15 protein-coding genes are annotated in these 17,851 nt (G+C 41.4%); 9 read left to right on the top strand and 6 right to left on the bottom strand.

Annotated features, from left to right (window positions below):
- Positions 1–138 precede the first annotated feature (138 nt).
- Genes BVC88_RS03605 through BVC88_RS03590 form a run of 4 tightly spaced genes read left to right on the top strand, consistent with a single transcriptional unit; the run spans position 139 to position 4,004 of the window.
- The gene (locus tag BVC88_RS03605) at positions 139–528 is read left to right on the top strand and encodes a VOC family protein (protein ID WP_075349450.1); all 390 of its coding nucleotides are present in this window, start codon (positions 139–141) and stop codon (positions 526–528) included.
- Positions 529–570: 42 nt separating this feature from the next.
- Positions 571–1,995, top strand: a complete 1,425-nt coding sequence (locus BVC88_RS03600; protein ID WP_075349253.1) for a S1C family serine protease — start codon at positions 571–573, stop codon at positions 1,993–1,995.
- A gap of 56 nt (positions 1,996–2,051) precedes the next feature.
- Complete coding sequence (locus BVC88_RS03595) at positions 2,052–3,749, top strand: amidohydrolase (protein ID WP_075349252.1); 1,698 nt, start codon at positions 2,052–2,054, stop codon at positions 3,747–3,749.
- A gap of 6 nt (positions 3,750–3,755) precedes the next feature.
- Positions 3,756–4,004: a VF530 family protein gene (locus tag BVC88_RS03590; protein WP_075349251.1), complete on the top strand. Its 249-nt coding sequence runs from the start codon at positions 3,756–3,758 to the stop codon at positions 4,002–4,004.
- A 267-nt stretch (positions 4,005–4,271) separates the two neighbouring features.
- Here the strand turns inward: BVC88_RS03590 and dnaN are convergent, their stop codons facing one another.
- The 6 genes from dnaN to BVC88_RS03560 form a co-directional block, all read right to left on the bottom strand.
- Positions 4,272–5,396, bottom strand: a complete 1,125-nt coding sequence (gene dnaN, locus BVC88_RS03585; protein ID WP_075349250.1) for a DNA polymerase III subunit beta — start codon at positions 5,394–5,396, stop codon at positions 4,272–4,274.
- 173 nt (positions 5,397–5,569) lie between these two features.
- Positions 5,570–7,255, bottom strand: coding sequence for a gliding motility-associated ABC transporter substrate-binding protein GldG (gene gldG, locus BVC88_RS03580; RefSeq protein ID WP_075349249.1), 1,686 nt, complete (start codon positions 7,253–7,255; stop codon positions 5,570–5,572).
- The gene (gldF, locus tag BVC88_RS03575) at positions 7,252–7,971 is read right to left on the bottom strand and encodes a gliding motility-associated ABC transporter permease subunit GldF (protein ID WP_075349248.1); all 720 of its coding nucleotides are present in this window, start codon (positions 7,969–7,971) and stop codon (positions 7,252–7,254) included. The genes gldG and gldF overlap by 4 nt, the downstream gene beginning before the upstream one ends.
- Positions 7,968–8,873, bottom strand: a complete 906-nt coding sequence (gene gldA, locus BVC88_RS03570; protein WP_075349247.1) for a gliding motility-associated ABC transporter ATP-binding subunit GldA — start codon at positions 8,871–8,873, stop codon at positions 7,968–7,970. The genes gldF and gldA overlap by 4 nt, the downstream gene beginning before the upstream one ends.
- Before the next feature lie 104 nt (positions 8,874–8,977).
- Positions 8,978–9,502 carry a peroxiredoxin family protein gene (locus tag BVC88_RS03565; RefSeq protein WP_075349246.1) on the bottom strand — a complete coding sequence of 175 codons (525 nt, stop codon included), beginning with the start codon at positions 9,500–9,502 and terminating at the stop codon, positions 8,978–8,980.
- A gap of 223 nt (positions 9,503–9,725) precedes the next feature.
- Entirely contained in the window at positions 9,726–10,424 is a 699-nt protein-coding gene (locus BVC88_RS03560; protein ID WP_075349245.1) for an SDR family oxidoreductase, read from the bottom strand.
- Positions 10,425–10,567: 143 nt separating this feature from the next.
- On the opposite strand from BVC88_RS03560, the gene BVC88_RS03555 reads away from it, so the two are divergent.
- From BVC88_RS03555 to BVC88_RS03535, 5 genes are all read left to right on the top strand, one after another.
- Positions 10,568–11,857: an amidohydrolase gene (locus BVC88_RS03555; protein WP_075349244.1), complete on the top strand. Its 1,290-nt coding sequence runs from the start codon at positions 10,568–10,570 to the stop codon at positions 11,855–11,857.
- Between the two features lie 250 nt (positions 11,858–12,107).
- A complete protein-coding gene (locus BVC88_RS03550) occupies positions 12,108–13,394 on the top strand; it encodes an amidohydrolase (protein WP_075349243.1) in 1,287 nt (428 codons plus the stop codon).
- A 140-nt stretch (positions 13,395–13,534) separates the two neighbouring features.
- Positions 13,535–14,575: a quinone-dependent dihydroorotate dehydrogenase gene (locus tag BVC88_RS03545; protein WP_075349242.1), complete on the top strand. Its 1,041-nt coding sequence runs from the start codon at positions 13,535–13,537 to the stop codon at positions 14,573–14,575.
- 54 nt (positions 14,576–14,629) lie between these two features.
- Complete coding sequence (locus BVC88_RS03540) at positions 14,630–17,113, top strand: FtsK/SpoIIIE family DNA translocase (protein ID WP_075349241.1); 2,484 nt, start codon at positions 14,630–14,632, stop codon at positions 17,111–17,113.
- 31 nt (positions 17,114–17,144) lie between these two features.
- On the top strand, positions 17,145–17,798 hold the full coding sequence (locus BVC88_RS03535) for a LolA family protein (RefSeq protein ID WP_075349240.1): 654 nt from the start codon (positions 17,145–17,147) through the stop codon (positions 17,796–17,798).
- Positions 17,799–17,851 lie beyond the last annotated feature (53 nt).

The following is a 17,851-nucleotide window of genomic DNA, read 5'->3' as shown; positions in this document are numbered from 1 at the left end:
GTTTTTATAGTAGATGTACGAAGATTATTTTTCTAATTTTCCTGAACATCAATGGAATTAACTCTTGACTTTCACACTTCGACACACTACAAGTTCGACACACCAGCAAATTACCCGAATAACCCTTATTTTTATTCCATGACCCAACAACTCGGACAGCTCTCGCTTCTCGTCAGAGACTACGACGAAGCAATCGCCTATTATACTCAGATCCTTGGATTTGAGCTTTTAGAAGACACCAAACTTTCAGAAACCAAACGCTGGGTGCGGGTTTCACCTCCTGGATCTACTTGTCATTTGCTATTGGCAAAAGCCGCAAACGAAACACAAATCACTCAGATAGGACACCAAGCTGGTGGTCGGGTTTTCTTGTTTTTATATACCGATGACTTTTATCGAGATTATGAAAACTATCGCTCCAAAGGGGTTGAATTTATCCGAGAACCCGCAAAAGAGGATTTTGGGATAGTTTCTGTTTTTAAGGATATCTATGGGAATTTGTGGGATTTGATTGAGCGGGATAGTTAAAAAATTGTCATTGGTCCAGCATTTTGTTTAATTAAGCAATCTATGACAAAAACTAAACGCAAACTTACAGATGTCGCCCGTCAGATGATGAGCGGTGTCGTACAAATACAAGTCGAAGGATACATAGAAGAGGATATTCAGTCGGTACTGAATCCCTCGATTAAGATTCCTGGTCAATGGTCAGGCTCAGGATTCTTCGTGAAAATAAAAGATCTCGAAGGGTACATGGTTACCAATGCCCATGTCGTAAGAAATGCTGTAAAAGTCGAAATCAGTTCTATGCTTACTAGCGAAGAGCGCTTTGAAGCAGAAGTAGTTGGGATGGTAAAACAGCTCGAACCAGATGTAGCTTTGATCAAACTAACAAAAGAAGAGCTAGTTCGATTTAAAAAACTTGCAATCCAACCCATCGAATATTTAGAGTTAAGAGAGGGGACAAGCCCATCGCGTGGGGAGGCGATTAAGGCAATCGGATACCCTATGGGAATGATAGAACCCAATATCACCGGTGGGGAAATCACGAATTTTATCTCAGGTTCTGAGTTCACCACAGAACGTTTTGTAACAAATGCAGCCATCAATCCGGGAAACTCAGGCGGACCGAGTATCAATGAAGAGGGAAAGGTGGTAGGCCTGAATACTGCAGTAATGGTAGATGCCGAAAATATCGGTTTTATCACTCCGGCTAGTTTTGTGAAAATAATCATCGAAAACCTATTGCTCCAAAATGAACCTCACTTTGCCGATATAGGAGGAAAACTGCAGAAAAATGCTGAAAACTTTAATCCACTATTAAAGCAATCGAATGCAAAAGGTGTGATCGTCTCTAAGGTCTTGGAAAATGGATTTCTTGAGGCAGCAAAAGTTCATGCAAGGGATGTTATCCTTGCCATCAACAAGGTCGAATTTGACCGGCATGGCATTGTCATTGGTAAAGAAGGACTATATAGACACAAAAATATTTTTGATGTAATGAAGCTGGTGCCAATCGGGGAAGAAGCCGAAATTCATTTTATGCGAAATGGTGTGATCAAAAAGACCAAAGCACTTGCAATGCGTAACCCTGAAAAAGGCATTATCTCCAACCCGATTTTAAATGAAAGAACGTATTTGGAAGTGTTTGGAATGATCATTCAACCTTTGAGTTATGAAATTATCCAAGCGATCCAATTCGTTGATCCCTTTGCACAAATCGAAATGCTACAAACTATCGATCAGGACAAACCGATGCTGGTCGTAACACATATCTACCAGGGAACTCAGGCTGATGAGATGGAGTGGCCACTTGGTGAATTAATCATCAAAGCCAATGATCAGGAAATTCATACGATAGAAGCCCTGCAAAAAATTATTAAAAAGAACAAAGGTGGCACATTGCTACTGGAATGCCTCAGTGGCACCATTGGCTATTTTCAAGTCGATCTAGAACTTGAATCTCATTTGGCTAATATTAAGGCGAAAAAATAATCTTTGCTGGTTATTTCTTGATGAAATGAAATTAATTTTAGGTTTAACAAATGAATATGAAAGATCTGACTCGATTACTTTGCTTTTTAATCCTCACTTTTTCTTGTAGTCAAAAAGAAGAAAGTGGACCTGTAGCCACCATGTACTTTGGAGGTGACATCATTACCATGGAAAGCGAAGAACCCGTGTATGCTGAAGCATTGGTGGAGAAGGAAGGAAAAATACTTTTTGTCGGGGCGATGGATGAAGCGATGGAAATCGCTGGAAAAGGACACCAGATGAAAAATCTGAATGGGAAGACCTTAGTCCCTGGCTTCATTGATGGCCATGCACATTTTGGTGGGTTTGGAGCGCAGGCTATTTCTGCCAATTTACTGGCAAGCCCTGATGGCGAAGTCAATTCAATCCCGGAATTAATTGCAGAATTGAAATCCTGGTATGCCGAAAATGGCACTGATAAAACTCAGGGCTGGATTGTTGGTTTAGGATTTGACGATGCTGTTTTGGCTGAAAATCGTTTCCCTACCAAAGAAGATTTGGATCAGGTTTCTACTGAAGTTCCAATTTGCATCCTTCATATCTCCGGTCACTTTGCGGTGATGAATTCCAAAGGGCTGGAAATGAGTAATGTCACTGCTGAATCAATAGATCCTGCCGGAGGAATAATAAGGAGAATGCCTGGAAGTCAAGAACCCAATGGTGTTCTGGAAGAAATGGCAGCGATCCCGCTGTTTTTCCCAATAATTGGCCCTACTGATCCTGAGCTAGCTTTTTATTACCTCGATAAGTCTCAAGAGATGGCTGCAAAGTTTGGCTATACTACTGCTCAAGAAGGCAGAGCTATGGGCAATCATGAATTATTGGCAAATTATGCCGAACAAGGAAAATTTTATCTTGATGTAGTTTCCTATATCGATTATTCTGCACCTCAATATTTTGAGTCCAAATGGTATGGTAAGGATTATACAAATCGCTACCGAATAGGTGGAATGAAAATGACTCTTGATGGCTCTCCCCAGGGAAGAACAGCCTGGAGAACTGAGCCTTATTTGATTCCGCCAGATGGTCAGAATAAAGATTACAAAGGCTATCCTGCAATCGCGGAAGATTCCGAGGTTCAGCGAATAGTTAATATGGCTTTTGAAAATAACTGGCAACTCCTCACTCACGCAAATGGAGATGCGGCCGTAGATCAATTGATCCGAGTACTTCGGCCTGCAATCGCGAAGTATGGAAATAAGGATCGCCGAAATGTACTTATTCATGGTCAGTACGTCCGAATGGACCAGTTGGACAGTTTGGCGGATATGGATGTAATCGCCTCCTTATTTCCAATGCATACCTTTTATTGGGGAGATTGGCATCGTCAGATTATTGGCAAAGAAAAGGCTGATCGGATCTCTCCGATTCGCTCAGCTTTGGATCGCGGAATGAAAGTAACTTCGCATACCGATGCTCCGGTAGCACTTCCCAACCTGATGATGATCCTATGGACTACCGTCAATCGAGTTTCCCGAAGTGGTGAGATCATCGGGCCTGAGGAGCGCTTGACTCCTTATGAGGCCTTGAAATCCATCACCATCTGGGGAGCTTATCAGCATTTTGAAGAGGAGAAAAAAGGAACTTTGGCAGCTGGAAAGCTAGCTGACTTAGTTATTTTGGATCAAAATCCATTAAAAATTGATCCAATGCTACTGAAAGATATTCAAGTTTTGGAGACGATTAAGGAGGGAAAAAGTATATTCAAGAAGTAACCAAACATGTCAGAAAAACCAAGCACAGAAAGTCAACCTAATAATCCGCTCCATGGAATTCGCCTAGATCATATTCTCGAGCATTTGGTGGAGTTTTATGGCTGGAAAGAACTTGGCGAGCGGATCACGATTCGTTGCTTTACTCATAATCCTTCGATCAATTCCAGTTTGAAATTCCTCCGCCAAACCCCCTGGGCCCGTGAGCGGGTAGAAGGTTTGTATTTGAAATCGCTGAGGGATGCGAAGAAAGAATAGACAATTTCCCACAAACTTAAAGTTTACTTTCTCGCGGCGACGCTGCGGTGCAGCGAAATCTGGAGATTAAAATCTGAGTTCCTCTACTATTTTTTCTAAGAGAATCAGCGAGAAAAAATTTTTGATCTGTTAAATATTTTAAGGGTTTAAAATTCGCTGCGACGTTGCGCCACCGCGAGAAATAAACTTTTCACTTCTGCAGAGAATCTTTGCGCAAAAAAAACCCGAAGGAATCTCCGGGCTTTTGATTTATGGATTGTGGTAAGTTTATACGTAATTATTCAACATCACTGGCATTACCAGCATTAAGATGTCTTCATTTTCATCTTGCTCAGCAGGCAGAATCAAACCTGCTCTATTTGGTGCAGAGAATCTCAAGCTTACTTCTTTGCAAGAAAGGTTATTCAACATTTCCACCAAGAATTTCGCGTTGAATCCGATTTCGATGTCTTCTCCATCGTGATCACAAGAAAGTCTCTCGTTTGCTTCGTTGGAGAAATCCAAATCTTCTGCAGAAATCATCAATTCAGAACCTGTTAATTTCAATCGAACCTGATGCGTGGTCTTATTCGCATAGATTGCAATTCTTCTCAGTGAACTCAACAACTCCTGACGATCGATATTCATTCGATTTGGATTCTCGGTAGGGATTACATTTTCGTAATCTGGGAATCGCTCGTCGATCAATCGACAGATCATTTTAATATTGTTGAATTTGAAATACGCGTTAGACTGATTGAATTCCACAGTTACCGGCACATTTTCAGAAGGCAGGGTAGACTTCAATAAATTCAGTGCTTTTCTTGGGATAATCAAGCTAGCAGCATCAGCTGACGCGATATCCACTCTTCTATATCTTACCAATCGATGCCCGTCAGTAGCGACGAAAGTAGTATTGGTTGCACTCAAATTGATGTAAACACCAGTCATTGCCGGTCTCAATTCGTCAGAGCTAGTTGCGAAAATTGTATTAGAAACAGCGCTAGAAAGCACCTCTGTGGACATATCAACAGTTGTCGCATTGCTCACAGTTGGGATTTTAGGGAAATCCGTCGCATTCTCACCCGCAAGTCTATATCTACCATTATCTGAGCTGATTTCTACCGCATAGGTATCATGATCGATGCTAAATGTCACTGGCTGCTCAGGAAGATTCTTGAGGGTCTCGATTAGAATTCTGGCAGGTACCGCAATATTTCCATCTTCCTTAGCCTCCACATTGATCTCAGTCATCATAGAAGTCTGCAAATCAGAAGCGGTAATGGTCAAAAGACTATCCTTAATTTCAAAAAGGAAGTTTTCCAAAATTGGCACCACCGGGTTTGTCGTTACCACACCATTAATGGCGGAAAGCTGCTTCAGTAATGCAGAAGAGGAAACAATAAATTTCATATCTAAGGCTTATTTAATTTTAACTTTTGAATGGGGGTAAATTTATAAATAAAATCTAATTCGAACGGCTGTAAAGTTGAATTTGCTCAAACGAATTTACATTCGATGTAATTTTTTTCTTTTTAGAGTTACAATCTTGCCAAAAAGGCTGCTTGAATAATTCCTAAATACGGTCAGTTCTTGCGACCGTAGTTATTTCTACGGATGGTCCAAACTATCCCTCCTATTCCCAAAAGAACCAAAACCGGCAAGACCACATTGATCAATTGCCAAAACGTTTTTTCTTCAGCCACCTTCACTTTATTCAGAGGTCGAATTTGGAAAGTTCGGGTTCGGGAAGCAATAATTCCTTCTGGATCAGCCAAGTACTTAACCATATTTTTTAGCAAGATCTTATTGGCAAAAGTGGTTTGGCTGAGTTGTCCCTCTCCTAATGTTAGAGGCGAACCGTCTTGAAAGTTCAACTGGCTTTGAAAAAGCTCCCCATCACCAAAAACCACAACTTTTCCTTTCCCACTTTCCTTGAAATCTGCTTTGTCAAATTCTTCCGGAGCAAAACGATTTTTGAAAACTGAGGTAAACTCCCCTTCAAGTAAGTAGCCTAATGGAAGGTTCTTTAAATCAAAAGTCTTGGGATCCGGTTCAATGGATACTTCCGACAACGAGATCTGCATGGGAGCAGGAATTATTTTAGAATAGTCTGAAGTAAAAATTAAAGGAATCTTCTTCACGCCATCAGCCTTTACGGTATCCATACTACTGGCAAATTCAAAACTCACCACATCCAAACCCTTGGTGATCGGATGGTTTTGCATGAGACCAGCTTGAAAATAATAGAGCCAAGGCATGGGACGCATTTGTTCCTGATTCCCAAAATTCCCAGCCATGGTTGGAATCAAACCAAAATTCATGTCCTGGATCAAATCATTATTGATACGAAGGCCATATCGGAAAAGCAGATTCTCCAGTCCGGTTTCAAATGGCATTCCAATCGTAGTTCCTCCGGAAAGGGCTTGCTCCTCCACGGCAACACCATTCAATAGAATGACCAGATTCCCTCCATTCAAGACATATTGATCCAATAAGTAAATTTCCCGGTCAGAGTAGCTTTCCTTTGGAGATTGAATGATTACTGTTTTAAAACTTGAGAGATCAGCAGGTTTTTTAGCTTGCTCCAAAGGAACTTTGAAAATCTCAAATTCACCATCCAGCGCCTCCACGATTCCATAACCATCATCTCTGCCATTTTCCCCATGCCCAATAATCATAGCTATGGAGGAAGATTCAGGAGAAATTAATTTTTGAATCGCAGCGATGAGCTCAAATTCAAGATTCTCAATTGACTGATTTAAAATTTGTTCGGGGCTCATTCCACGTTCGCCTTTTAGCACCAAGGCTCCGGTTTCATATTCTGAATCACTTACCAAAAACCCCGGAAAGATCAGCTGAGCCTGCTGACCCGAATTTTGGTTGACAAAAAGATTGGTCGGATTGATTCCATAATCCACTAAATCAACAATAAATTCCTCTTGCTTTTCCTGATCTACAGACAATGGATCGAAATAAGAATAGGTGATCGCTTTTGGACTGTAAGCATTGAAAGTTCTCACCGTCTCTTCGATGGATTTTTGAAGTCTTCGCATCCCACCTGGCAGATTTTCACCAACCAAAAGTATATCCACATGAAGTGGCTCTGTCAATTGAGCAAGTACTTTCTCAGTCCCAGGATGGAGGGAAAAGCGCTTTTCTTCAGTGAGATCAATTCTAAAGCGAAGAACTTGGCTGAGTATTACGAAAACCAAAATTCCTCCGAAAAGGAGAATCCAAGGCTTTGCGATATGGAGAAATGGTTTTTTCATTTGTTGCGTAAAACCAAAATAGTTCCTCCCAAAAACAACCAAATCATCCCGAAAAGAAAGAAAATATCTCTCGAATCAATCACTCCCCTACTCAAACTTATGTAGTGATAACTTAAACTTAACTCTTCCAACCAGTAAGCGAAGTCACCCAATTGCAAATCCGCTGCTGCCGAAAACCCGAAGTAAATCACAAAACATAAAAATACTCCAAGCACAAAAGCGAGCACTTGCTGAGAAGTCAAGGCGGACGAAAAAATCCCTACTGAAGTGAATACTGCACCAATCATAAGTAAACCAATCCAGCTTCCAAAGAATCCTGCCTGATCCAAATTCCCTACCGGGTCTCCCAAGGAAATCACGCTGAAATAATAAATCAAGGTCGGCAAAAGAGCCACAAAAACTAAGGCAAGCAACGCCAAGTATTTTGCAACCACAATCTGAAATATAGAAAGTGGAGAAGTCCTAAGAAGTTCCCAGGTTCCAGTTTTGCGCTCCTCCGCAAGGACGCGCATGGAAAGTGCCGGAATCAAAAAAGTGAATACGTATGGGGTGTAGCTAAAGAGCACTTCTAAATCTGCAAATCCATATTGGAGGATACTGCTTTCTGGAAACACCCAAACGATCAGTCCTAAGGCAACCAGAAACAAAGCAAGCACCAGATAGCCCAAAAGGCTTCCAAAAAACGCATTGATCTCTTTCCAAAATAGACTGCTCATTTCGTGATTTCCCGGAAAATTTGTTCCAAATTCTTCTTGCTTTGATTTAGACTAATCAGATTCAATTCCTTTTGATGAATCAGCTGCATGATTTCCTTTCTAGCATCTCCAGCATGAGAAGCGCTGATCAAAACTTCATTCTTACCTTTAGATCCGAATTGAATTCCATTGAAGTGCTGGAACCATTCCAACTTCAACTCTTCCTCTGTTTCCAAAATGAGTTGAACTTCGGAAGTTTTTGATTTAAGATTATCTAAAGAATCAGCCGCTAAGATTTTTCCTTTGTTGATGATCACGACATCAGCACAGATAGCCTCCACTTCCTGCATGATATGAGTAGATAGAATCAACGTTTTATTTGCAGCAACTTCTTTAATCAAAGCTCTGATTTCCACCAATTGATTGGGATCCAAACCGGTGGTTGGCTCATCCAAAATAATGACTTGTGGATCATGGATCAATGCTCTTGCCAGCCCTACTCGCTGTCGGTAGCCTTTAGAAAGTTGTCCGATTTTCTTATGTTGCTCAGGCTCGAGACCGGTTTTATGAAGCATTTCAATTACTCTTTGCTTCAGCTTAGTTCCAGCCAGCCCATACAAACCACCTGAGAACTCTAGAAACTCCCGCACATACATATCCAGATATAGGGGATTATGCTCAGGCAGATAGCCAATCAATGGACTGACTTGTTTTGGGGAATCAATTGCATTTTTGCCCAAAACAGAAACCGATCCACCATCAGGAGCTAAGTAGCCACAAATAATTTTCATGGTGGTCGATTTTCCTGCTCCATTCGGTCCCAAAAAACCTAAAATCCTTCCGGGTGTAACCGAAAATGACACTTCATCAAGTGCTTTCTGGGAACCGTAAATTTTCGTGAGTTGGCTTACTTCTAGAGACATTGGTCTTTATTGTCATTCAAAAGTAAAGAAAAATGTTCTTCCTAAAATGAATACTACTAGTGGTTCTTTTTATTGTAATAGCAATCCAAAGATCACATTAAGCTTTACTTGCCTTGGCTTAAATTCTCCAATAAAAGATTAATATCAGTGATCCCTACGTATTCAGCTACAAGTTGCTTTTCTGAATTGTAGCAATAGATGGAAGGCACGCTTCTTATCTGATAGTAACTCGCCACTTTCATTTCAGCATCAAGCAAAAAATGAACATAGCTTTTGTCCTTAATTCCCAGACCATTCACAAATCCGATCATCTCCTCAATCGGCTGCACTGTTGTAAGGATTAGATTGTAATCTTTAAACTCCTCGATCCGCTTTGAGATTGCGCCAAGCTCATCCTGACATAAATGACAGGTCGAGCTGAAATAAATAAAGAGAGTTGGCTTATTTGCTGCTAGTTGATGAATAGAGCTCATTTTCCCATTAATATCATTCAACGTGAAGTCTGGAAGCATACCAGGAGCTGCAATCTCAGGCTTTTGTACGGGAGGCTCATTCTTGGCCAGCAAACTGATATAAGCAGTACCTCCAATCAGTACCGCAATTAAAATAATCAGATTAAGTTTTTTCATGAAAGGACTTGATAAATGAATGATCAAAGTAAACACATAACCTAATCAAAACAATTTTAAAACCTTTTAAGCGGTAAAATTCTAGGCCAGTATGTCTTTAAGAATTGGGTCTTAGAAAGGCTGAGTTCAAACTTATATAGTTTAAAACTATCCTGGAACGCAGGAGGAATTCTCAAGCCTAAGAATAAACTCAGCGCTTCTAAATTTTTTCCCAAGTACTCTATTACTTCTTGCCTTTGGGTCTTAGTGGTCTACACTCCACATCTGCGACAAAATAATTTGGGTGAGTTTCAAGTGTCTGAAGCATAGTCGTGGCCACATCAATGGGACGCATCATATTTTCATTCGCCTGAACACCAGGGATATCATCGAAGAAGTTGGTTTGGATTGAACCAGGATAGATTGTGGATACTTTGATTCCAAAGTCTCTAAGCTCCATATAGAGTGAATGAGAAATCCCTCTAACCGCATGCTTAGTACCTACATATCCGGCAAATTGATTAACTCCATTTAGTCCTGCAATAGAAGCGACATTAAGAATGTGTCCTTCGTCTGCAGCCTTCATCCCAGGAATCAGCCGCTTGACCGTGTAGAAAATCCCATGCACATTGGTGTCAAACATGGCCTTCCAATCTTCAGAGGAAAAAGTCTCCGTAGCTCCGGCTACGCCAAATCCAGCGTTATTCACAAGGATGCGGATATCTGTCCCTAGCTTCTTTGTGGTTTCCTGAAATGCATTTTCCACTGATTCTTCTTTCGCTACATCACAAGTGAAAAAGTGAAAATTGGCATGACTAAATTCTGGAGCAGTTCTTCCCCAGCCGGCTACTACGGTGCCTTTATCGATTAAAAGTTTGACCAATTCGAGTCCAATGCCTTTGCTGACTCCAGTGACTACTGCGATTTTGTTGGTGAGTTCCATAAAATTAAATTCTAGTGTTTGCCTTTACAAAAGGATTCTGAGCCGAAATAGTTCTTTCAGATCAAGTTTTTGATACAATTGAACATAATTGATTGTCGACTTGATCATTTTTCTAAATTTGGAATAGAACAAAACCCTCAACTATGAAAAAATTTCTACTTCCTCTACTCCTAATTTCGGGGACAGCCTTTGGACAATCAAGCCTAAGGCCAGCGATCGATAAACAAGCTTCCTCCATCGAACAAAAAGTCATTGAATGGCGAAGAGACATTCACCAAAATCCCGAACTGGGAAATCAAGAAACCCGGACAGCAAAAAAAATCGCTGACCACCTTCGCTCCTTAGGAATCGAAGTCACTGAAGGTATGGCAGTGACAGGCGTAGTTGGGGTTTTAAAAGGGGGGAAACCCGGGCCAACCGTGGCATTAAGAGCGGATATGGATGCTCTTCCAGTCACTGAGCGCGCTGACCTCCCTTTCAAATCCACTGTAACCACTACCTACAACGGACAAGAAACAGGCATCATGCATGCCTGTGGACATGATACCCACGTGGCTATTTTGATGGGAGTGGCAGAAGTCCTTGCCAGTATGAAAGATCAGTTACAGGGAAATGTAAAATTCATATTCCAACCTGCAGAGGAAGGAATATACGAACCTGGTGTAACATCTTGGGGGGCTAAACAGCTAGTGGAAGAGGGAGTCATGAAGGATGTAGATGCAATCTTCGGTTTACATATTTCAGCGCAGACTGAAGTTGGAAAAATAGGATACCGTTCGGGACCAGCTCAGGCTGCCGTGGATAATCTGGAAATCATCGTACATGGTACACAAGCACATGGGGCATCTCCTTGGTCTGGTGTGGATCCGATTGTAACTTCCTCACAAATTGTTACAGGGCTACAAACCATTCTTTCCCGAAATGTTAATATTACCCAAAACCCAGCGGTAGTGACTATCGGTGCTATTCATGGCGGAATTCGCCATAATATCATTCCTGAGAAAGTCGAAATGATTGGCACTATTCGAACCTTCGGGGACGAGCAGCAAGCCTTAATCCATAAGCGGATTACAGAGATTGCTACAAATATCGCCAAGAGTGCTGGTGGGATTGCAGAGGTAAATATTACCAAGCTTTATCCTTCTACTATAAATGATCCAGAGCTAACAGCTAAAATGGTGGCTACACTGGAAGCAGCTGCCGGCAAAGGAAATATCAACTACAATCCTCCGGTAACCGGGGCAGAAGATTTCAGCTTCTACCAAAGAGAGAAGCCAGGATTATTTATTGGCTTAGGCGGAATGAAAAAAGGAGGCGATCCGACTAAAACTCCATCACATCACACTCCGGATTTCTACATTGATGAGAGCGGATTTGTACTTGGAATGCGCGTGATGAGCTACTTTGTGGTGGATTACATGGGAATGAAATAATATAAGATTTTAGATTTTGGACATCGGATTTGTCCTAATTAATAAAGTCGATTTTGAAAAATACCCGGATCTAAGTGGTCTGGGTATTTTTTATTTCCAAAAAATGAAAATCCTCGCCGAAAACAAGAAAGGTCAAATCCATTAAGAATAAAGCAGATTTATATAACTTGGAAAATCAAACTGCTTTTTAGAGAAATTCACAAAAAGCAAAATTCTAAATCGAGTTATCTAAACATTAAAATATAAAATTTTGAAAAAGCTAGTTTTACCATTTCTCTTTCTTTCGATAGCAAGCTTCGGCCAATCCAGTTTGAGACCAAAAATTGATCAGTCAGCAGATAAAATTGAAACCAAGGTCATCGAATGGCGAAGGGATTTTCACGAAAATCCAGAGTTGAGTAATCAAGAAGTTCGTACCGCAAAGGTAATTGCCGAACATCTCCGCTCTCTCGGCATGGAAGTAACCGAAGGCGTAGCAGTCACCGGAGTGGTAGGTGTATTGAAAGGTGGAAAGCCAGGACCGATGGTTGGCCTTCGCGCGGATATGGATGCGCTACCGGTAACTGAGCGAGCAGATGTCCCTTTTAAATCTACCGTGACAACCACCTATAATGGACAGGAAACTGGTGTCATGCATGCCTGTGGACACGATTCCCACATGGCAATTCTGATGGGAGTTGCTGAGGTTTTGGCTGGAATGAAAGACCAATTGGAGGGTTCGGTTAAGTTTATTTTCCAACCTGCTGAAGAAGGAGTCTATGATGGAAGTCTGGCAGGAGCTCAACTAATGGTGAAAGAAGGAGTCATGAAGGACGTAGATGCGATCTTCGGTTTACATATCTGGGCACAAGTTGAAGCTGGTAAAGTAGGTTATCGATCCGGCCCATTTATGGCTGCGGTGGATAATCTTAAAATCACTGTCAATGGCACACAATCTCACGGTGCCACTCCATGGTCTGGAGTGGATCCCATCGTCACCTCTTCCCAGATTATAATGGGTCTTCAAACCATTCTTTCCAGAAGCGTCAATGTCACTCAAAACCCTGCAATCGTGACAATAGGAGCGATAAATGGCGGAATTCGTTCCAATATTATTCCTGAAAAAGTGGAGATGATAGGAACTATCCGAACTTTCGGTGATGAGCAACAAGCCTTGGTGCACAAACGAATCACTGAAATAGCAACCAATATCGCTAAAAGTGCAGGAGGTTCTGCGGATGTCAATATTGGGAAGCTGTATCCTTCTACTGTAAACCCACCTGCATTCATGGCACAAATGCTTCCTTCAATCCAAGCTGCAGCAGGCGAAGAAAATGTCATCGCAATGGATCCGATTACGGGTTCGGAGGATTTCAGCTTTTTCCAGCGGGAAAAGCCAGGAATTTTCATCATGCTAGGTGGAATGAAAATCGGAGGTGACCCCTTGACTACTGCCTCTCACCATACTCCGGATTTCTATCTAGAAGAAAGTGGATTCAAACTTGGCGTTCGGACTTTGAGTTATTTTGTAGTGGATTATATGGGAATGAAGAAGTAAAACTGTCCACCAACCACAGTCGACGATCGACTGTGGTCGGTGGACTCTTTGTTTTATTGAATCATCTTTTTTCCTGGAAAGAATCCTTTTCAAACCCTGAATAAGTAACTTTGAGCGTTTGACCCCAACCTGAATAAGCTGTGTACAAATCCATTCTAAAGCCACTCTTTTTTCTCAAAAAACCAGAAGACGCACATCATTTCACTTTTGATCTGACTAAGCTGACTTTTAACCTCCCCATAATTAAGTCATTGATCAAATCAACTTTCCAGTTTGATGACCCGAGATTAGAGCGAGAAGTTTTTGGATTGAAATTCAAAAATCCGGTAGGACTTGCTGCTGGTTTTGACAAGGATGCAAAACTTATCGATGAGATGGCGATGCTGGGTTTTGGATTTATAGAAATCGGAACGCTAACTCCCAAGCCTCAAGAAGGAAACCCTCAACCTAGACTTTTCCGACTTCCTCAAGATGAAGCACTCATCAATCGAATGGGCTTTAACAATGGTGGAGTCCTTGAGGCAGTTGAACGATTAAAAAATCGAAAATCGGATGTGATCATTGGTGGAAACATTGGCAAGAATAAAAACACCCCGAACGAAAATGCGGTAGACGATTATCTGTTTTGCTTGGAAGCACTTCATGATTATGTGGATTACTTTGTAGTCAATGTCAGCTCACCCAATACGCCAAACCTTCGGGATTTGCAGGAGAAAGAACCCTTAAAAGCTTTGCTTCAAGCGGTCAAATCCGCAAATGATCTGAAAGAAAAACCAAAGCCTATACTATTAAAAATCGCCCCTGACTTGACTGATGGACAGCTTGACGATATTGTAGAAATAGTAATGGACACCAATATTGCGGGAGTAATCGCAACCAATACAACCATTGACCGATCAGGTTTAAGTACTTCAAAAGAAAAAATTGAGGCGATCGGTGCCGGCGGGGTCAGCGGTAAAGTCCTTGCCAAACGAAGCACGGAAGTAATTCGCTATCTGAGTAGGAAATCCGTTGGTGCTTTTCCTATTATTGGAGTGGGAGGAATTTATTCCGCTGAGGATGCTATCGAGAAACTAAAGGCGGGAGCATGCTTAGTTCAGGTTTACTCAGGCATGATTTATGAGGGACCTGGGTTGATTAAAAAGATTAAAAAAGGATTATTGGCTTATTTTTCGAGATAAATTGTCAATTTATTTTCACTAATCTTAAACTAAAATCGGATCTGAATCGCATACATGGCCACCAATTCACCCAGGACCAATACTTTTCGTAAAAAAGGAGAACCCCAAAAAAAGAAGGAGTCTAAGCCTAATGGGACTGGATTTTCATTCGGAAAATTCAAGAGTAATAAGCTAGTCTTAACCTTGGGGATCTTATTGATGTCAGCATCGATATTTTTATTTATTGCATTTATCAGTTATCTGCTCAGTGGACCTACGGATCAAAGTTTGGTCATGAATAATCCAGATGAGGCTATTCGAGAAACTGCCAGAGAAACCAAGAATTTGCTTGGGTATTTAGGCGCTCAAGCTTCTAATTGGCTCATTTACCGCTGGTTTGGTGTCGCTGCCTTCCTTTTCCCACCTTTCTTGTTTTTGCTTGGATTCAGATGGGCTTTCAAAATCTCGCTGGTTTCTTTGACACGTTACACGACATTTGCATTATTCTTTACTTTCTGGATTGGTCTTTTTACAGGCTATATCGTGATTTTGGTACAGGGTTACTCGTATTGGAGTTTTCTTTCAGGAGGCTTTGGTTACGAACTTGCTAAATTATCCTCTGATTTTTTAGGTTGGGGGACTTTCATCCTCATTGGCGGCGCTTTACTCATATTCGTTGTATTCTTTTTTGACATAGACAAACTGGAATGGTTCAGCTCCAAAACAGCTGATGAAGATTCTTTCGATTCCTCTTTAGAAGAACCCCTTCCGGTCAAAAATCCTTTTCAGGAGGAGCTTGACTTGGAAGAAAATGAGGAGGAAGAAGACGAAGATCTTATCGACGACGATGGTAGTGCCTGGATAATCAAAGGTAAAGAGGAAGAAAAAGCTACAGAAAAAGTAAAGGCTCCAATAGCTTTTGAGGTACCGCAATTAAATATCCTGGATCCTGAACTAGATAACGTACCAGAAGAGCTCGAAATAGCCGACAAAAACTTCTCTGTCGTAAAACCTGCCGGTGAAGAAAAAACAGCTGAAGAAGTCCAAAACTTAGATGCCTATGATCCTACTCTGGATCTTCCAAAATACAAGTACCCCACTCTGGACTTACTGAATGAGTACGATGTCCAAAAAGTAACGGTATCCAGACAGGAACTTGAGGATAATAAAAACAAGATTGTCGAGACGCTTGAGAACTTCAAGATTGGAATTCAGGAAATCAAAGCGACCATAGGTCCAACGGTAACACTTTATGAAATCGTCCCTGAACCCGGCGTAAAGATTTCCAAAATCAAAAATCTAGAAGATGACATTGCTTTGAGTTTGGCGGCATTGGGAATCCGAATCATAGCTCCTATCCCAGGAAAAGGAACGATCGGTATCGAGGTGCCAAATAAAAACAGGGAGCTTGTGCCTGCTCGTGCTGTTTTAGGTACAGAGAAATTCATGAAATCGGACAAGGATCTTCCGATTGCTTTGGGTAAGACTATTTCCAATGAAGTTTTTGTGGCAGATCTGGCGAAAATGCCTCACTTACTCATGGCAGGTGCAACAGGTCAAGGAAAGTCCGTAGGATTGAATATGATCCTAGCTTCCTTGATTTACAAGAAACATCCTTCCCAGTTGAAGTTTGTCTTAGTAGATCCGAAGAAAGTTGAATTAACCTTGTTCAATAAAATAGAACGTCACTTTTTGGCTAAGCTGCCAGGCTCTGAGGAGGCTATTATCACCGATACCAAGAAGGTGATTTATACCTTGAATTCCCTCTGTATCGAGATGGATAATCGATACAATTTGCTCAAAGAAGCTGGTACGAGAAATCTCAAGGAGTACAACGCGAAGTTTATTGCACGTAAACTCAATCCGGACAAAGGGCATTATTTCATGCCTTACATTGTCTTAGTGATTGATGAGTTGGCGGATTTGATGATGACTGCTGGAAAGGAAATCGAAGGTCCGATTGCCAGACTTGCACAGTTGGCCAGAGCGATTGGAATTCACTTGGTAGTGGCTACCCAAAGACCATCTGTAAACGTAATCACGGGTATAATTAAAGCCAATTTTCCAGCTCGACTTTCATTCCGTGTCACCTCCAAAATTGACTCAAGAACTATCTTAGACACCGGGGGAGCAGATCAATTGATTGGTATGGGAGACATGTTACTTTCACATGGATCGGAGATCACAAGAATCCAATGCGCATTTTTGGATACTCCGGAAGTGGATGCAATTTGTGACTGGATCGGAGAGCAAAAAGGGTATTCTGACGCCTATTTACTTCCTGAATTTGAAGGTGAAGATGGTAATAGTGGCGTTGGTGAAATAGACCTTTCGGACAGAGATCCACTTTTTGATGATGCGGCTAGACTAATTGTGATGCACCAGCAAGGCAGCACTTCCCTGATTCAGCGAAAGTTGAAGTTAGGATACAACCGTGCTGGAAGAATTATTGACCAATTGGAAGCTGCAGGTATAGTAGGATCCTTTGAAGGCTCCAAAGCGCGAGAGGTACTCGTGCAAGATGACGCTAGTTTGGAACGGTTATTGAATAGTTTGTAGGAGCTTACAAAAGTTTCGCTTTACCTATTCAATGAAAAAAATCATCCTTCTTTTTTTCCTCTTTCTTGCGGTTTCATCCAGTTTCGAAGCAACCGCTCAAAAAGACCCCAAAGCAAAAATCCTCTTAGATGCCATGAGCCAGAAATTTCAGGCAATGAATGGATTTACGGCAAGTTTTGATTTTACTTTTCAGGATCAAACAGGTTCCAGTGATCGCCAAACAGGAGAGATAGCAGTAAAAGGTGAACAATACAGATTGAAGCTTCCAGAGCAGGAAATCTACAATGATTCCAAAACCGTCTGGACCTTCATCCAAACTGAGGACTACAAGGAAGTGACGATCAACGATGCTTCGCAAATGGAAGGTGAGCTTACTCCGTCTAACATTTATCGGATGTATGAGTCAGGATACAATTACAAACTGTTAGGGGAAAAACAATTTCAAGGAAAAACAGCACAGCTTGTAGAACTTACTGCGATCAAATCGGGAGCTCCTTTTGAAAAAGTAACGCTAAGAATCGAAAAGACTACCAACAACTTATTGGGTTGGGAAATGTATGATGGACAAGGTGGAGTTTTCTCTTATGCCTTCACTAATCTCAAAACCAATGTCAATCTTTCTGCAAACTATTTCAGCTTTGATGTGAAGCAGCATCCGGGAATAGAGGTGATTGATTTGAGGTAATTAAGTGATTTCAGTTTGACTGAACATGTCCTGAGAAATAAAAATGGCCGGAG

Origin of the sequence: Algoriphagus marinus, from assembly GCF_001936475.1 — a bacterium.
In the GTDB taxonomy this organism is placed as follows: Bacteria; Bacteroidota; Bacteroidia; order Cytophagales; family Cyclobacteriaceae; genus Algoriphagus; species Algoriphagus marinus.
This window is presented reverse-complemented; position numbering and strand designations above follow the sequence as displayed.